This is a genomic window from Pseudonocardia oroxyli, from assembly GCF_900102195.1.
Lineage (GTDB): Bacteria > Actinomycetota > Actinomycetes > Mycobacteriales > Pseudonocardiaceae > Pseudonocardia > Pseudonocardia oroxyli.
Window position 1 is genome coordinate 81,173 of sequence record NZ_FNBE01000005.1, and the last position, 14,757, is coordinate 95,929.

At 73.1% G+C, this 14,757-nt stretch carries 17 protein-coding genes; 8 read left to right on the forward strand and 9 right to left on the reverse strand.

Annotation, left to right across the window (positions count from 1 at the left end; all coding sequences use genetic code 11):
• Positions 1–10: 10 nt before the first annotated feature.
• Both BLS43_RS09370 and BLS43_RS29330 read left to right on the forward strand, forming a co-directional pair.
• Complete coding sequence (locus BLS43_RS09370; protein ID WP_176921246.1) at positions 11–625, forward strand: SIMPL domain-containing protein; 615 nt, start codon at positions 11–13, stop codon at positions 623–625.
• A 114-nt stretch (positions 626–739) separates the two neighbouring features.
• The gene (locus BLS43_RS29330) at positions 740–952 is read left to right on the forward strand and encodes a hypothetical protein (RefSeq protein WP_143029992.1); all 213 of its coding nucleotides are present in this window, start codon (positions 740–742) and stop codon (positions 950–952) included.
• Positions 953–994: 42 nt separating this feature from the next.
• On the opposite strand, the gene BLS43_RS09375 is transcribed toward BLS43_RS29330, so the two are convergent.
• The 5 genes from BLS43_RS09375 to BLS43_RS09395 form a co-directional block, all read right to left on the reverse strand.
• Positions 995–1,486 carry an FxsA family protein gene (locus BLS43_RS09375; protein WP_093080394.1) on the reverse strand — a complete coding sequence of 164 codons (492 nt, stop codon included), beginning with the start codon at positions 1,484–1,486 and terminating at the stop codon, positions 995–997.
• Positions 1,487–1,524: 38 nt separating this feature from the next.
• A complete protein-coding gene (locus BLS43_RS09380; protein ID WP_093080398.1) occupies positions 1,525–2,958 on the reverse strand; it encodes a dihydrolipoamide acetyltransferase family protein in 1,434 nt (477 codons plus the stop codon).
• The gene (locus BLS43_RS09385; protein ID WP_093080402.1) at positions 2,958–3,929 is read right to left on the reverse strand and encodes an alpha-ketoacid dehydrogenase subunit beta; all 972 of its coding nucleotides are present in this window, start codon (positions 3,927–3,929) and stop codon (positions 2,958–2,960) included. Before BLS43_RS09385 ends, BLS43_RS09380 begins: the two co-directional genes overlap by 1 nt.
• Positions 3,926–5,113, reverse strand: coding sequence for a thiamine pyrophosphate-dependent dehydrogenase E1 component subunit alpha (locus BLS43_RS09390; RefSeq protein ID WP_093080405.1), 1,188 nt, complete (start codon positions 5,111–5,113; stop codon positions 3,926–3,928). The genes BLS43_RS09385 and BLS43_RS09390 overlap by 4 nt, the downstream gene beginning before the upstream one ends.
• Before the next feature lie 247 nt (positions 5,114–5,360).
• Complete coding sequence (locus tag BLS43_RS09395; protein WP_425438531.1) at positions 5,361–5,600, reverse strand: antitoxin; 240 nt, start codon at positions 5,598–5,600, stop codon at positions 5,361–5,363.
• A gap of 196 nt (positions 5,601–5,796) precedes the next feature.
• Here BLS43_RS09395 and BLS43_RS09400 point away from each other — a divergent pair, with 196 nt between their 5' ends.
• From BLS43_RS09400 to BLS43_RS30475, 5 genes are all read left to right on the forward strand, one after another.
• Complete coding sequence (locus BLS43_RS09400) at positions 5,797–6,552, forward strand: transporter substrate-binding domain-containing protein (RefSeq protein ID WP_093081248.1); 756 nt, start codon at positions 5,797–5,799, stop codon at positions 6,550–6,552.
• 2 nt (positions 6,553–6,554) lie between these two features.
• Positions 6,555–7,355, forward strand: coding sequence for an amino acid ABC transporter permease (locus BLS43_RS09405; RefSeq protein ID WP_093080410.1), 801 nt, complete (start codon positions 6,555–6,557; stop codon positions 7,353–7,355).
• Entirely contained in the window at positions 7,352–8,155 is an 804-nt protein-coding gene (locus BLS43_RS09410) for an amino acid ABC transporter ATP-binding protein (RefSeq protein ID WP_176921247.1), read from the forward strand. The genes BLS43_RS09405 and BLS43_RS09410 overlap by 4 nt, the downstream gene beginning before the upstream one ends.
• A gap of 13 nt (positions 8,156–8,168) precedes the next feature.
• Entirely contained in the window at positions 8,169–8,996 is an 828-nt protein-coding gene (locus BLS43_RS09415; protein WP_176921248.1) for a type 2 periplasmic-binding domain-containing protein, read from the forward strand.
• 112 nt (positions 8,997–9,108) lie between these two features.
• The gene (locus tag BLS43_RS30475; protein WP_218129765.1) at positions 9,109–9,633 is read left to right on the forward strand and encodes a hypothetical protein; all 525 of its coding nucleotides are present in this window, start codon (positions 9,109–9,111) and stop codon (positions 9,631–9,633) included.
• A 43-nt stretch (positions 9,634–9,676) separates the two neighbouring features.
• On the opposite strand, the gene BLS43_RS09425 is transcribed toward BLS43_RS30475, so the two are convergent.
• Positions 9,677–10,258 carry a peroxidase-related enzyme gene (locus tag BLS43_RS09425; RefSeq protein WP_093080420.1) on the reverse strand — a complete coding sequence of 194 codons (582 nt, stop codon included), beginning with the start codon at positions 10,256–10,258 and terminating at the stop codon, positions 9,677–9,679.
• Positions 10,259–10,326: 68 nt separating this feature from the next.
• Here BLS43_RS09425 and BLS43_RS09430 point away from each other — a divergent pair, with 68 nt between their 5' ends.
• Positions 10,327–10,650, forward strand: coding sequence for a DUF3024 domain-containing protein (locus BLS43_RS09430; RefSeq protein ID WP_093080424.1), 324 nt, complete (start codon positions 10,327–10,329; stop codon positions 10,648–10,650).
• 18 nt (positions 10,651–10,668) lie between these two features.
• On the opposite strand, the gene BLS43_RS09435 is transcribed toward BLS43_RS09430, so the two are convergent.
• The 3 genes from BLS43_RS09435 to BLS43_RS09445 all read right to left on the reverse strand — a co-directional run bounded on the left by BLS43_RS09435 (position 10,669) and on the right by BLS43_RS09445 (position 14,648).
• Complete coding sequence (locus tag BLS43_RS09435; protein ID WP_143029993.1) at positions 10,669–12,510, reverse strand: hypothetical protein; 1,842 nt, start codon at positions 12,508–12,510, stop codon at positions 10,669–10,671.
• A gap of 219 nt (positions 12,511–12,729) precedes the next feature.
• Positions 12,730–14,391, reverse strand: a complete 1,662-nt coding sequence (mctP, locus tag BLS43_RS09440; RefSeq protein ID WP_093080432.1) for a monocarboxylate uptake permease MctP — start codon at positions 14,389–14,391, stop codon at positions 12,730–12,732.
• On the reverse strand, positions 14,388–14,648 hold the full coding sequence (locus tag BLS43_RS09445; protein ID WP_093081257.1) for a DUF3311 domain-containing protein: 261 nt from the start codon (positions 14,646–14,648) through the stop codon (positions 14,388–14,390). Before BLS43_RS09445 ends, mctP begins: the two co-directional genes overlap by 4 nt.
• Between the last annotated feature and the right edge of the window lie 109 nt (positions 14,649–14,757).

The window sequence follows — 14,757 nt, forward strand, 5'->3', positions numbered from 1 at the left end:
GCTCGACGCCGTGAGTGAGATCGTCACCGAAGGCAACGGCTGGGTCGAGCAGACGGCCGACCGCGCGGACCTGGACGTCACGTTCGAGGCGCGCGGGCGCAAGCGTGCCGCCGCCGTGGAGGCGCTCGGCGCGCGGGTCGCCGAGGCCGAGAAGGCGCTGGGCCTCGACGGGGTCACCACCCTGTCGCGGCGGGTCTGGGTGCACACCGAGTACCGCTCCGGGAAACCGGCGGGGTGTCGGGCGACGGAGTCGATCCAGGTGCGGGTGACAGACCTCTCCGCGCTGGAGGAGACGATGTCGCTGCTGCTCGGCAGCGAGCCCGCCTCGTTCTCCGGGCCGAGCTGGTCGCTCGCCGAGCCCGAGAAGGTGCGGGCCCAGGCCCAGCAGAAGGCCGTCGAGGACGCCCGGCGCCGCGCCGAGGGCTACGCGGCCGCGGTGGGCGGACGGCTGGGCGCCCTGGTGCGGCTGAGCGAGGCCGCGGAGCACGGCGGCGGGGCCCCGATGATGGCGATGCGCGCCCGCATGGCGGAGGCCGCACCGGACGTCAGCGACCTCGGCCTGGACCCCGAACCCGTGCGCGTCAGTGCCCGGTGCACCACGACCTGGACGTTGATCTCGGACTGATCTCGCTGCATTCCGAGTTCTAAAGGGTGAATTGCTGCGTCCGAGTGGCGCATTCGCACGGTGTCCCCCGACACTCGTTCGGAGTAGTCCTTGACGGACGAAAAGGAGGACACCGTGAGTTCTCGTGGGGGACGACACCGCCTGACCCGACGCACCCGCCAGGAGCTGCGGATGCGACCGGAACCCCGGCGTCGCGCCGGGTTCCGGGCGACCGCCCGGGCCCTGCTCTCCGTGGCCACCGGCCTGCTGTTGACCGGCGGCACGGCCGCGATCCTGCAACACCAGGACGGCGAGTTCCTGCCCGTCGCGTTCAGCGCCGAGGACTGAGCCGACTACCGGACCGGCTCGGCGCCCGGCTCAGCGCTCGTGTCAGCGCTCGTCGACGACCGTGCCCTCGATGACCATCGGGGCACCCCCGCCGCGCCGCGGGCCCGACGCCGCGGCGGTGTCCGGCTCGACCACCTCGGCGTCCACGATCACACCCTCGCTGCGGATCCGCGCGGTCCGCAGCCCCGGGTTCGCCTCCTCGGCCGAGCGCACCAGCCGCCTGCGCACCAGCGCCCGGGTGGGCGGCAGCAGCAACAACAGCCCCAACACGTCCGTGACCAGACCCGGGACGAAGAGCAGCAGCCCGCCCACGGCGACCAGCATGCCGTCGGTCGCCTCGTTCGTGGCGACCCGGCGGGTGCGGGCGGCCTCCGCCATGGCCTGCGCGGCCCGCACCCCCTCGCGGCGCGCCAGCAGCAGCCCGAGGAAGGAACCCGCGAGCAGCACCAGGACCGTCGGCCAGAACCCGATCAACGAGCCCAGCGCGACCACGGCGACGATCTCGACCACGAGGTACAGCAGGACGAACGGCATACCCCTCCAACGGACGGGACGCCCCTTTTGCTCCCGGATCACCACAGCATCGCGGTGGCGGGGTCCTCCAGCAGCGCGCCGACGTCGGCGAGGAAGCGGGAGCCCTGCTCGCCGTCGACCAGGCGGTGGTCGAAGGACAACGCGAGCCGGCACACCGTGCGGACGGCCAGCTCGCCGTCGACCACCCAGGGCGCCGGCTTGATCGACCCGACGGCGAGGATCGCGGCCTCGCCGGGATTGAGGATCGGCGTGCCGGAGTCCACGCCGAACACCCCGACGTTGGTGATCGTGATCGTGCCGCCGGTCAGGTCCGCGGGCGTGGTCCGCCCCGCCCGCGCGGTCTCGGTGAGCGTGCCGAGCGCGACGGCGAGTCCGTGCAGGTCCAGCCGGTCCGCATCCCGGATCTTGGGCACCATCAGCCCGCGCGGGGTCGCCGCGGCGATCCCGAGCTGCACCCGGTCGTAGTAGACGATCTCGCCCGCGGCCTCGTCCCAGCTCGCGTTGACCGCCGGGGTGCGGCGCGCGGCCAGGCACACCGCCTTGGCGACGAAGGCCAGCGGCGTGAGCTTCACGTCCGCGAACGCGCGGCTGCCGCGCAGCCGCTCCCGCAGCGCCATCGTCTCGGTGACGTCGACGGTCAGGAACTCCGTGACGTGCGGGGCGGTGAACGCGGACTGCACCATCGCCGCCGCGGTCGCCTTCCGGACGCCCCGGATCGGCTCGCGCCGCTCGCCGCCCGCGGACCCGGCGTGCGGATCCGCAGGCAGAGCGGTGGGCACGGTGGAGGGCGCGGTGGAGGACTCGGCGACGCTCGGTGCGGCCGCGGCCAGCACGTCCTCGCGGGTGATCACCCCGCCCGGCCCGGAGCCGGTCAGCTCCCGCAGGTCCACGCCGAGGTCCTTGGCCAGCTTGCGGACCGGCGGCTTGGCCAACGGCACCAGGGACGACTCGCGCGCCGGATCGGGGGGACTCGCGGGCGCGGAGCGGGGGACTCGCGGGTCCGGCTGGTCGAGGGTCGGGGCGGTGGCCGCGGCGGCGGACAGTCCCACCTGCGCGGACGCCTCCTCCGCGGCGGCCACGGGGGCGCCGCGGCGGCCGGGGCGGGGCCGCCGGGTCGCCGAGCCCGGCCGCGGGCCGTAGCCGACGAGCGTCGCGATGCGCCCGTCCGCGCCCGCCTCGCCGATCTTCGCCCCGCCGGTCGCGGGGGCGGCGGGGGCGGGCGGCGCGGACCCCGAGCCGGTCTCGATCGCGATGATCGGCTCGCCGACGTTCACCGTGTCCCCGGGCGAGGCGAGCAGCTCGTGCACCGTCCCCGCGTACGGCGACGGCAGCTCCACCACGGCCTTCGCGGTCTCGATCTCCAGCAGGATCTGGTTCACCGTCACCGTGTCGCCGGGCGCGACCTGCCACGCGACGATCTCGGCCTCGGTCAGGCCCTCACCGACGTCGGGCATGCGGAACACGTCCACCATCAGAACTCCAGGGAGCGGTCGACGACGTCGAGCACGCGGTCGAGGTCCGGCAGGTAGTCCTCCTCCAGCCGGGACGGGGGATAGGGCGTGTCGAACCCGGTGACCCGCAGGACCGGGGCCTCGAGGGTGTGGAAGCACTCCTCCTGCACCCGCGCGGCGACCTCGGAGGTCACCGACGACTCCGACGGCGCCTCGGACGCCACGACCAGCCGTCCGGTCCGCCGCACGGAGGCGACGACCGGGTCGAGGTCCAGCGGCGACAGCGACCGCAGGTCGATCACCTCGAGCGAGCGGCCCTCGGACTCCGCCGCCGACGCCGCCTCCAGGCAGGTCTTCACCAGCGGTCCGTAGCAGGCCACGGTCACGTCCGTGCCCGCCCGCACCACCCGGGACGAGTACAGCCCGGCGGGCGCCGACTCGGACACCTCGCCCTTCTCCCAGTACCGCCGCTTCGGCTCGAAGAAGATCACCGGATCGTCGGAGGCGATGGCCTGGCGGATCATCCAGTGGGCGTCGTCCGGGTTGGAGCAGGCCACCACCTTCAGGCCCGCGACGTGCGCGAACAGCGACTCCGGGGACTCGCTGTGGTGCTCCACCGCCCCGATCCCGCCGCCGAACGGGATCCGCACGACCACCGGCACCGGGACCTTGCCCTGCGACCGGAACCGCAGCTTGGCCAGCTGGGAGACGATCTGGTCGTACCCGGGGAAGACGAAGCCGTCGAACTGGATCTCACAGACCGGCCGGAACCCGCGGATCGCCAGGCCCACGGCGGTGCCGATGATCCCGCTCTCGGACAGCGGGGTGTCCAGGACGCGCTGCTCGCCGAAGTCCTTGGCCAGCCCGTCGGTCACCCGGAAGACCCCGCCGAGCTTGCCGACGTCCTCGCCCATGACCAGCACCCGCGGGTCCTGCTCCATCGCCGCGCGCAGCCCCGAGTTCAGCGCCTTGGCCAGCGTCATCGTCGTCATCGCTCACCGCCGAAGGAGGCGTGGTAGGCGAGGTAGTCGGCCTGCTGGGCCTCCAGCCGCGCCGAGCGGTCCGCGTAGACCTCGGAGAACATCCGCTCCGGGCCCGGGTCCGGCATGGCCAGGCAGAAGGCGCGGAAGCGCGCGGCCAGCGCGTCCGACTCCTCCTGCACCGAGTCGAAGAACTCACTCCCGACCCCGAGCTCGCGGACCAGGTGCACCCGGACCCGTTCGATCGGGTCCTTCAGCTTCCACAGCTCGAGCTCGTCGGCGAGCCGGTAGCGGGAGGGGTCGTCGGAGGTCGTGTGGGCATCCATGCGGTAGGTGAACGCCTCGACCAGCACCGGCCCGTTGCCCGTGCGGCACTCCTCGAGCGCCCAGCGGGAGACGGCGAGGCAGGCCAGGACGTCGTTGCCGTCGACGCGGACGCCGGGGAAGCCGTAGCCGCGGGCGCGCTGGAACAGCGGGACGCGGGTCTGCTTCTCCAGCGGCACGGAGATCGCCCACTGGTTGTTCTGGCAGTAGAAGACGACGGGGGCGTCGAAGGCCGCGGCCCAGACGAAACCCTCGTGCACGTCCCCCTGGGAGGTGGCGCCGTCGCCGAAGAAGCACATCGTGGCCTCGTCGGTCTCGGAGTCGCCGCCGACCCGGCCCTCGAACTTCTGCCCCATGGCGTAGCCGGTGGCGTTGAGGCACTGGTTGCCGATGACGATCGTGTACAGGTGGAACCGCGCCTCCAGCGGGTCCCACGAGCCGTGGTCGGTGCCGCGGAAGATTCCGAGTAGCGCGGTGGGGTCGATGCCGCGACACCAGGCCACGCCGTGTTCGCGGTAGCTCGGGAACACCATGTCCCGGCTGGTCAGGGCGCGGCCCGCGCCGATCTGGGCGGCCTCCTGGCCGAGCAGCGGCACCCAGATGCCGAGCTCGCCCTGGCGCTGCAGCGCGTTCCCCTCGCGGTCGAAGCGGCGGACCAGGACCATGTCCCGGTAGTAGCCCTTCAGCTCCTCGACGCCCACGTCGGCGACCCGGCCGCCGAACCGCTCGTCGTCCACGCGCAGACCCTCGGGGGTCAGCAGCTGCACCAGCTCGGGACCGCCCTCGTCCAGACCGTGCAGCCCGGACAGGACGTGTTCGCGGGTGGGGGCCGACCCGGGGTCGGTCGGCACCCAGCTCTGCGGATCGGACACGCGTACCTCCTCGTGCTCACGCCGGCACAGGGGTGGCGTGCCGGACGACGCCGGCGGCGGTCCACGGGGTCTGCGGCCCGCCCCTCGCCGGACGTCCTCGCTGCCGCCGATAGTGGCACGCGACACGCCTCGACGGGCACCGCGCGGGACCACACGAACCCGTCGAGGGCCGTGTGTCCCGCGCGCATGATCGTTCGGCGTCCGATCCTCGGAGTTAGTACCGCCTCAGTACCGCGTCAGTAGCGCCTCAGTAGCGCGCGGTCGGCGGCTCGCCGGGCCCCGGGTTGCGCTTGATGCCCGCCGCGCCCTTGGCCTTGTCCGCCACGCCCGCGATCTGGCCGTGGTACTTGCCCTTGGTCTGCTTGTCGACGAACTCGGCGGCCTGGTCGAGGTACCTGCTCGCCTTGTCCGGGTTCTTCTGCGCGTACCGGCGCGCCGCCTCCGCGGCCCCCGCCAACACGGCCAGCTTTCTGAACATGCCTGCCATGGCGCGTCCCCTTCCCTGTCTCTGCTCACCCAACGTGGGTGCGGTATGTCCGGGTTCCCACTTGTGACCGCTGAGTAACGGCTTGGCCTCTCGGGCTGCCCCGAGGGCCGAAGGGTGCCAGCATCCCTGCAACATCGCTCCTGGAGGTTCCCCCGTGCGTGCCCGCTCGTTCCTGTTGCCCCTCACCGCCGCGGCGATGGCCGCCGTGCTCGCCGGCTGCGGCGGGGGCGGAGCGGCGGAGGCGCCCGGCGGCGTGCAGCTGGTCCAGGAGGGCTCGCTGACGATGTGCACCCAGCTGCCGTACGACCCGTTCGAGTTCCGGCAGGGCAACGACATCGTCGGGTTCGACGTCGACATGGTGAACCTGGTGTCGGCCAAGCTGGGTGTGACCACGCAGATCATCGACACGCCGTTCGACACCATCCAGTCGGGCGCGGACCTCGACACCGGCAAGTGCGACATCGGCGCCGCCGCGATGACGATCACCGACGCCCGCAAGCAGAACATCGACTTCTCCGACCCCTACTTCGACGCCACGCAGGCGCTGCTGGTGAAGGCGGACGCGGGGATCACCGACCTCGGCCAGCTCGCGGGCAAGCGGCTCGGCGTGCAGAACAGCACGACCGGCGCGGACTACGCCGCCGCGAACGCCGCGGGCGCCGAGATCGTCACGTTCGAGGACCTGGGGCTGCTGCTGACCGCCGTCCAGACCGGCAACGTCGACGCGGCCATCAACGACAACGGCCCGCTGCTCGACTTCGCCAAGAAGAACCCCGGGCTGACGGTGACGAAGGAGTTCGACACCGGCGAGCAGTACGGCTTCGGCGTCCGCAAGGGCAACACCGCGCTCACCCAGGCGGTGAACGAGGCCCTCGCCGCGGCGAAGTCGGACGGCACCTACAACCGGATCTACACGACGTGGTTCGGCCAGGCCCCCGCCACCGGTAGCTGACCGTGGCCCTGACCCCCCGGCAGCGCGCCCGCGTGAGCCGCGGGATCCAGTACGCGATCGCGCTGGTCGTGGTGGCCGTGGTCGCCTTCACGGCCGACTGGGGCGCCATCGGCCGGGCGTTCTTCGACGTCGAGGTCGCGGCCTCGCTGTTCCCGGACGTCATCGTGGTGGCGCTCAAGAACACGGTCGTGTTCACCGCGCTCGGCTTCCTGCTGGCGCTCGGGATCGGGCTGCTCGTGGCGCTGATGCGGCTGTCGTCGGTGCGGGTGTACCGGGCGGTGGCGTTCCTCTACGTCGAGGTGTTCCGCGGGCTCCCCGCGCTGCTCGTGGTGCTGTCCATCGGCGTCGGGATCCCGCTGGCCTTCGGCACGCTGCTCGACCACACCCTGTCCATCACGCTGGCGCTGGGGATCGTCGGCGGCGCGTACATCGCCGAGACCATCCGCGCCGGCATCCAGGCGGTGCCGCCGGGGCAGGTCGAGGCCGCCCGCTCACTCGGCATGTCCCCGACCCGCACGATGGTCTTCATCGTGTTGCCGCAGGCCTTCCGCACGGTGCTGCCGCCGCTGACCAACGAGCTGATCCTGCTGACCAAGGACTCGTCGCTGGCGTTCCTGCTGGGCACCACCCTCGCCCAGCAGGAGCTGTCCCAGTTCGGCCGGGCCGCGTTGAACCAGGTGCGCAGCCTGACCCCGCTGCTCGTCGTCGGGCTCTGCTACCTGGTGATCACCATCCCGCTGTCCTACCTGGCCCGACGGCTGGAGCGGAAGTACGGGAGCGCGGACAAGAAGGTGGACGCGTGAGCGAGCGCGCGAGCGAGCCGTCGGCGCCGAGTGTCGCCGTCCGGATCGAGGGCCTGCACAAGTCCTTCGGGTCCACCGAGGTGCTCAAGGGGATCGACCTCGAGGTGCAGCGGGGCGAGGTGCTCTGCATCATCGGCGCCTCCGGCTCCGGGAAGTCCACCCTGCTGCGCTGCGTCAACCTGCTCGAGACGCCGTCCGCGGGCACGGTCGTCGTCGACGGGCACGAGATGACCGACCCGGACTGCGACCTCGACCGCGCCCGGCGCTCCATCGGCATGGTCTTCCAGGGCTTCAACCTCTTCTCCCACCTCACCGTGCTGGAGAACCTGACCATCGCCCAGCGCCGGGTGCTCGGCCGGGACCGCGCCGCGGCCGAGGAGATCGCGCGGGAGAACCTGGCGAAGGTCGGGCTCGCCGGGCGTGAGGACGCCCATCCCGCGCAGCTCTCCGGCGGGCAGCAACAGCGCGTGGCCATCGCCCGGTCGCTGTCCATGCAGCCGGACGTCATGCTGTTCGACGAGCCCACCTCGGCGCTGGACCCCGAGCTCGTCGGGGACGTCCTCGACGTCATGCGGACGCTGGCGGCCGAGGGGATGACCATGCTCGTGGTCACCCACGAGATCCAGTTCGCCCGCGAGGTGGCGGACCGGGTGCTGTTCATCGACGCGGGCGTCATCCACGAGATGGGGCCGCCGGAGCAGGTGATCGGCGACCCGCGGCAGGAGCGCACCCGCGCCTTCCTGTCCCGGGTCCTGCACGCCGCGAAACCACCCGAATCGGACACCGCGCCGGCGGGATGACACGATCGTGCCCGTGATCCGGCGCGTGCTCGTCCCCCTGCTCCTGGCGGGCGGTGTGCTCGCCGGGTGCGCCACCGAGCAGGCGCCGCCGCTCGGGGTGGTGCAGCCGCCGGTGCCCGCGGTCGCCGCCGACCCGGCGATCGCCGCGCTCGCGCCGCCCACCCTGATCGGCAGCGGCGTGCTGCGCGTGTCCGTGCCCGCCGAGTCCGGCGCCGAACGCGAGCTCGCCGAGGCGCTCGCCGCCAAGCTGGGCCTGCGCGCGGTGGTGGACGGCGTGTCCGCGACGGCGCTGCCCCGGGCCCTGTTCGAGAACCGGCACGACCTCAACATCAACCCCAACGTCGGGCCCGAGCCCGCCCGCGGACAGACCCACGTCCCGTGGATCGCCGCCCGCACGGCGATCGTCACCCCGCCCGGCAACCCGGACCGGGTCGAGGCCACGACGTTGTGCGGGCACCGGATCGGCGTCGTCGCGGGCTCGGCGCAGCACGCCGACGTGCGCCAACGGGACGCCCACTGCCAGGACAACCGCAGGCCGCCGATCACGATCGTGCCGCTCGCCGGGGCCGTGGACGCCGCCCGCCGGGTCCTCGCCGACCAGCTCGACGCCTTCGTCGCCGACACCCCGGCCGCCGGGAACGCCGTCGTCGCGGGGCGGGGGTGGCTGGAGAAGACCAACAGCCCCACCTGGGGCGAGGGCGCGGGCGCCGTCCTGGCCCCGGCGGCGGTGGCCCCCGCCATCGACGCGGCACTGGGTGCGTTGCGGGCGGACGGGACCTACGACGTGATCCTCTCCCGCTGGCTGCTCGACGCGGACTCCCTGCCGTCCCCCACCCCGTGAGCGGCGATAGTCGCCATGGCGACTATCGCCGCTCACGACCTCGGGGATCCGCAGAAATGATGATCCTCGGGCGCGGTCGTTGCGAATGCGCACGATCCGCCGACAAGGGGACGTGTTCTCCGTACGGACCGGCGCCGCCGCCGGGTTCCTCCTGCTCACCGTCCTGCTCGCCGGGTGCGGCCGCGCCACCGACACCGAGTCGGTCTCGATCGCCTCGGCGAGCGGCCCGGCCACGACCACCACGCGGGCCCCGCTGACGACGGCCCCGACGACGACCCCGACGACGACGGCCCCGGCGACCACCACCCAGGCGCCCGCCCCGACCACCAGGCGCGCGGCCGCGCCGACCACGACCCGCAAGCCGGCTCCGACCACGACCCGGGCCGCCGCGGCGCCGCGCACCCAGGCCGCCGCGCCCGCACCCCAGACCCGGGCGCCCCAGCCCGCGGCCGCGCAGGCACCGGCCCGTTCGACCGGCTGCGACCCGAACTACTCCGGCTGCGTCCCCATCGACTCCGACGTCGACTGCGAGGGCGGCAAGGGCAACGGCCCCTCCTACGTCCGCGGCCCGGTCCGGGTGATCGGCAAGGACATCTACGGTCTCGACGCCGACAAGGACGGCATCGGCTGCGAGTGACCACCCCGTGAGCGGCGATCGTCGCCATGGCGACGATCGCCGCTCACGAGCGGGGGGACCGGCCCATCAGGAAGAACTCCGGGTTGGGCGTGAGGGCCGTGAGGTGGGCGATCCGGTTGGAGAGGGCGAACAACGCGGTGATCGCGCCGACGTCCCAGATCTCGTCGTCGGACAGGCCGGCCTCGCGGGCGGCGTCCAGGTCCGACTCGGTCAGCGAGGCCGAGTCCTGCGCGACGATCAGGGCGAGGTCCACGATGGCCCGCTCGCGGGGGCCGAGCTCCACGGCGTAGGGGTTCGTGGCGACCCGGTCCGCGATCTGCGGGTCCTTGGTCCGCACCCGCAGGATCGCCCCGTGGGCCACCACGCAGTAGGTGCAGTGGTTGGCCCCGGACGTCGCGACCACGATCAGCTCGCGCTCGGCCTTGCTCAGCCCGTCGTCGGAGTCCATGAGCGCGTCGTGGTAGTCGAGGAAGGCCCGCAACTCGCGGGGGCGCCTCGCCAGCGCGCGGAAGACGTTCGGCACGAAGCCGGACTTCTCGGCGATCGCGCCGATCCGTTCCCGCAGGTCCTCCGGCATGTCCGCCAGCTCCACGTGCCCGAACCTGCTGATCGCCCCATCGCTCATGGCCCGGACGTTACAGCTCGGCAGCACCCCTTTCGCCCGGGGCGAGGTGCCCGTCATCATCCCCGGGTATGGCCGTGCCCGAGGAGATCCGTGCCCGAGTGACCGAGTGGTGCGCCGCCTGCCTGCCCGCCGACGCGCGGAACCGGCGGCGGATCGCGTTCACCTCCGTCGGCGACACCCTGACCGTCCTCGACCGCAGACCGCCCGCCGTCCCGGAGCTCGGCACGGTGTGGTCCAGCACCCCGCTGGCACGGCTCCGTCGCGAACAGGACACCTGGGCCCTCTACCTCCCGACGAGCGGGGGCGACCGCTGGGTGCGCCAGGAACCGGGGGCGACGGACCCCCTCACCCTCCTGGCGACCCTGACGGACGCGGTCCGCGCCACCGACTGACCGCCGCATTGTGGAGGGTCAGGCGGTTGCTCGGCGGGCTGTCGGGAGGTGGACCACGCGGGCTTCCGGGTCCGGCGTGCTCGTGCCTCTGACCTTGGGGGCGTGGGCCCGTTCCAGGGCGCCCAGCAGGGTGGGGCCCGCGGTGGGGGCGCGGTCGGCCACGGCGAGCAGGCGGGGCGCCGCGGCGGCGACCAGCAGGCGTTCGACGGTGAGCTCGGCGGCATCGAGCACCAGCACGGCGTCGAGCTGGTCGGCGGCGGGCAGCCGCATCAGCAGGGTGTCCAGCGGGACCCCCCACACGAACCCGCGCGCACCCTCCGCCCACGCCCTGGCCAGGCCGGCGTCCGTCTCCCGCAGGCGGGCGAGCAGCGCGTCACAGCGGGCCTGGTCCACGGCCTCGCGGCGGGCAGGCACCAGGGCCACGATCGCGGCGGCGTAGGCCTCGGGGTCCCGGTTGCGCAGCGCCTCGACCGCAGCCCGGTGCTCCACGACCAGCTCGCCCGTGCCGCTCAACGCCGCGGCGATCCCGTCGAGCCGGTGCGCCGCCTCCGGGGCGGACCCGTGCTCGGCGACGTCGAGGATCCCCGCGGCCACCCGCTCCGCGGACTCCAGGTCCGGGACCTGGACCGGCGAGCTGGGGTGCAGGAACAGCACGTCGTGCCGGAGGCGGCCGACCGCGCGGACGGCGAACTCGACCCCTTCCAACCCGTCGACCAGGGCCCGCAGGTCCCCGACGGCGCGCGGGGGCGGGATGTCCAGTGCCCGGCACCCCTCGTCCACCCCGACGAGTGCCTGCGCCAGCTCCAGGTGCAGGACCACGGCCCGGACGCGCTCCGGGTCGGCGGGCACCTCGCCGCCCACCCGGATCAGCGCCAGCAGCGGCTGCACCTCGCGGGCGATGCCGGTGGCGAAGTGTCTGCGCACGCGACCGCCCGCCACGAGGAACTCGCGGTACTCGGTCAGCAGGGCCACAGCGTCCGGCGGGAGGGGACCGCCGAGGGTCACCCGAGGCAGGTCCCGGGAGGCGTCCGCGACCGAGAGGCTGTGCGCGGCGGCACCGCGCAGCGCCTCGAACGCCGGACGGTGCAGGCCGTGCACGAGGTCCCCGACCAGCGGCCACGCCCAGCTGTCCCGGTGGCCCAGCTCGTCGAGCGCGGTGCGGGTCTCCCGCGCCACGGCCACGACGGCGGCCAGCCCCGCCTCGTCGAGCGTGTTCAGCACGTCCCGCAGCACGTCCGGAGCACCGGCGCCCCGGTGACCGCCCACGCCGGCGTGCCCGCAGAGCGACCGCACCTCCTCGGCGGAGGGCCACACGGGCGGCGGCGGGATCTCGCGGCCGGAGCGGGCCAGCCGCTCGGGGGTGGCGGTGGCCAGCAGCAGCCGCAGCTCCCGCTGCTCGGCCGCGGTGAGCGTCGGCAGACCCGCGACGGCGCCGGGCACCGCGTCGACCACGGCACCGAGCCGGGCGGTGTCGACGGCGGTGACCGCGACCCGCAGCCCGGCGGCGGCGAGCGCGGCCGCCGCCTCAGCGGGATCGTGGCCCTCCAGGATCAGCAGGGGCTCGGTGCGCGCGGCCCCGACCACGTCGGTGAAGACCTGCTCCTCGTCACGCGGCTGCGGGATCTCCGAGTCGGCCAGCGCCTCGGCGAGCACCCGCAGGCCCGCGGGTGCGGACCCGGCGTCGATCCGGGCGCGGACCTGCTCGGCGGCGGCCGCGGTGGCGGGGTCGAGCGCCGCAGGCCCGGCCGCGGGTTCGGCGGGTTCCGCCTGGTCCGCGAGCCGCTCCACGAACTCGCCGAGGTCTGTCACCTCGGCGTCGTGGGCGAGCTCGGTCTCGGGCTGCTCCGCGTTCGCCTGCACCGACACTCACCTCCCCCTGGCCCGCCGTTCCCGATCGGCGGTCACCGGGTGTATCGGTCGTGCTCACGAGATGTTCCACCTCGAACGAGGGGATCTGCAACCGAAAGCGGCGAAAACACCACGCTCCGCGCCCACCGGACGCCACGGACGTGTGATGCCGGTGTCCCTGTGAGTGCCCGGCCCGGCCGCTCCGAGCGGCCGGGCCAGGCATGATGACGCTCAGTGCACGGGGGTGTCCGCGACCGGCTTGAGCCGCGACGAGCCCTCGTCGGCGTGGTAGTCCGTGCCCGCCGTCGCGTCCGAGCCCGGGGCGACCTTCGCCGCGTGCAGGATCGCCGACACCACCACGGCGACGACGAGGTTGAGTACCAGCGCCACGAACCCGACGTAGATCTGGACCGTGGAGCCCGCGAACGGGTGCCAGCCGACGACCGTCAGCTTGTCCAGGGTGAGGGCGGAGCCACCGAAGTGCGCCTTGCCCGCGGCCGGGTTCGGGATGAGGTAGAGGAGGTAGAGCCCGTACCCCATGCCGACGACCCAGCCCGCCACCAGCGCCCACCGGTGCAGCCAGCGCGTGTACAGCGCGATGGCCACGGCGGGCAGCGTCTGCAGGATGATCACGCCGCCGATGAGCTGCAGGTCGATGGAGAACTGCGGGTCCACGAACAGCACGAACGCCACCGCGCCGAACTTGACGACGAGACTCGCCAGCTTGGCCTGCCGCGCCTCCTGCTGCGGGCTCGCGGCCTTGTGCAGGTACTCCTTGTAGATGTTGCGCGTCCACAGGTTCGCCGCCGCGATGGACATGATCGCGGCGGGCACCAGGGCGCCGATGCCGATCGCCGCGTAGGCGACGCCTGCGAACCAGTCCGGGAACTGGCCGTCGAACAGCACGGGGATGATCGTGTTGGTGTCCGGGCGACCGGTGGCGTTGTTGGTGATCGGCTTGCTGCCCGCCGCGATCGCCACGAAGCCGAGCAGCGCCAGCAGCCCCAGGAGCAGCGAGTACGCGGGCAGCGCGACCATGTTCTTCTTCAGCACGTCCCGGCCGCGGCTCGCCAGCACCCCGGTCAACGAGTGCGGGTAGAGGAAGAGCGCGAGCGCCGAGCCGAGTGCGAGGGTGATGTACTGCAGCTGGTTGTTGCCGGTCAGGAGGATGGAGCCGGTCGGCTGCCCGGTCGTCGGGTTGGGCTGGGCGAACTTCTGCTCGGCCGCACCGAAGATCGCCGACCAGCCGCCGAGCCGGGCGGGCAGGTAGATCACGGCGACGAGGATGACCAGGTAGATCAGGATGTCCTTGACGAACGCGATCAGCGCGGGCGCCCGCAGGCCGGACTGGTAGGTGTAGACCGCCAGGATCACGAACGCGATCAGCAGCGGCAGGTGGCCCGCGAACCCGGTCCCGTTGAGCCCCATGGTGCGCAGCACCGCCTCGAGCCCGACGAGCTGCAGCGCGATGTAGGGCATCGTCGCCACGATGCCGGTGAGCGCGACGATGAACGCGAGCAGCGAGCTGCCGTAGCGCCCGCGCACGAAGTCCGCGGGCGTGACGTAGCCGTGCACCCGGGAGACCGACCACAGCCGCAGCACCGGCAGGAAGACGATCGGGTACAGCACCACGGTGTAGGGCAGGGCGTAGAAGCCCAGCGCGCCGGCGCCGAACATCAGCGCCGGGACCGCGACGAAGGTGTACGCGGTGTAGAGGTCACCGCCGACGAGGAACCAGGTGATCCAGGCGCCGAACCTGCGCCCGCCCAGGCCCCACTCGTCGAGGTGGTCCATGCTGCTGCCGCTGCTCTGCCAGCGGGATGCGACGAAACCCAGGACCGTGACCAGCAGGAACAGCAGTCCGAAGACGACGAGCTCGACCCACTGGATCATCGCCGGGCCCCCTCGTCGAGGTCGTCGACGTCAGGGTCGGCGTCGGGGAAGGGCACGCCGTCGTTCTTCGTGCGCAGGTACACCGTGAGCACGCAGATCACGCCCACCGGCACCCAGAGGAACTGGGACCAGTAGAAGAACGGCATGCCGAACACGACCGGTTCCCTGGTGTTGAACCAGGGCGTGACGAGCATCAGCAGCGGAACCAGTAGCAACAGGTTCCAGGGACTCCAGCGGAGCCCCGATCGGTCGGCCATGACCACCCTCCCCCGACGAGACGGAATGCCCGGGAAGGGTAAGCGTTCTGCGCCGAAACGCACGGCGACCCGTCCCGGAACGGTCCGGGACGGGTCGCCGCGCGAGATG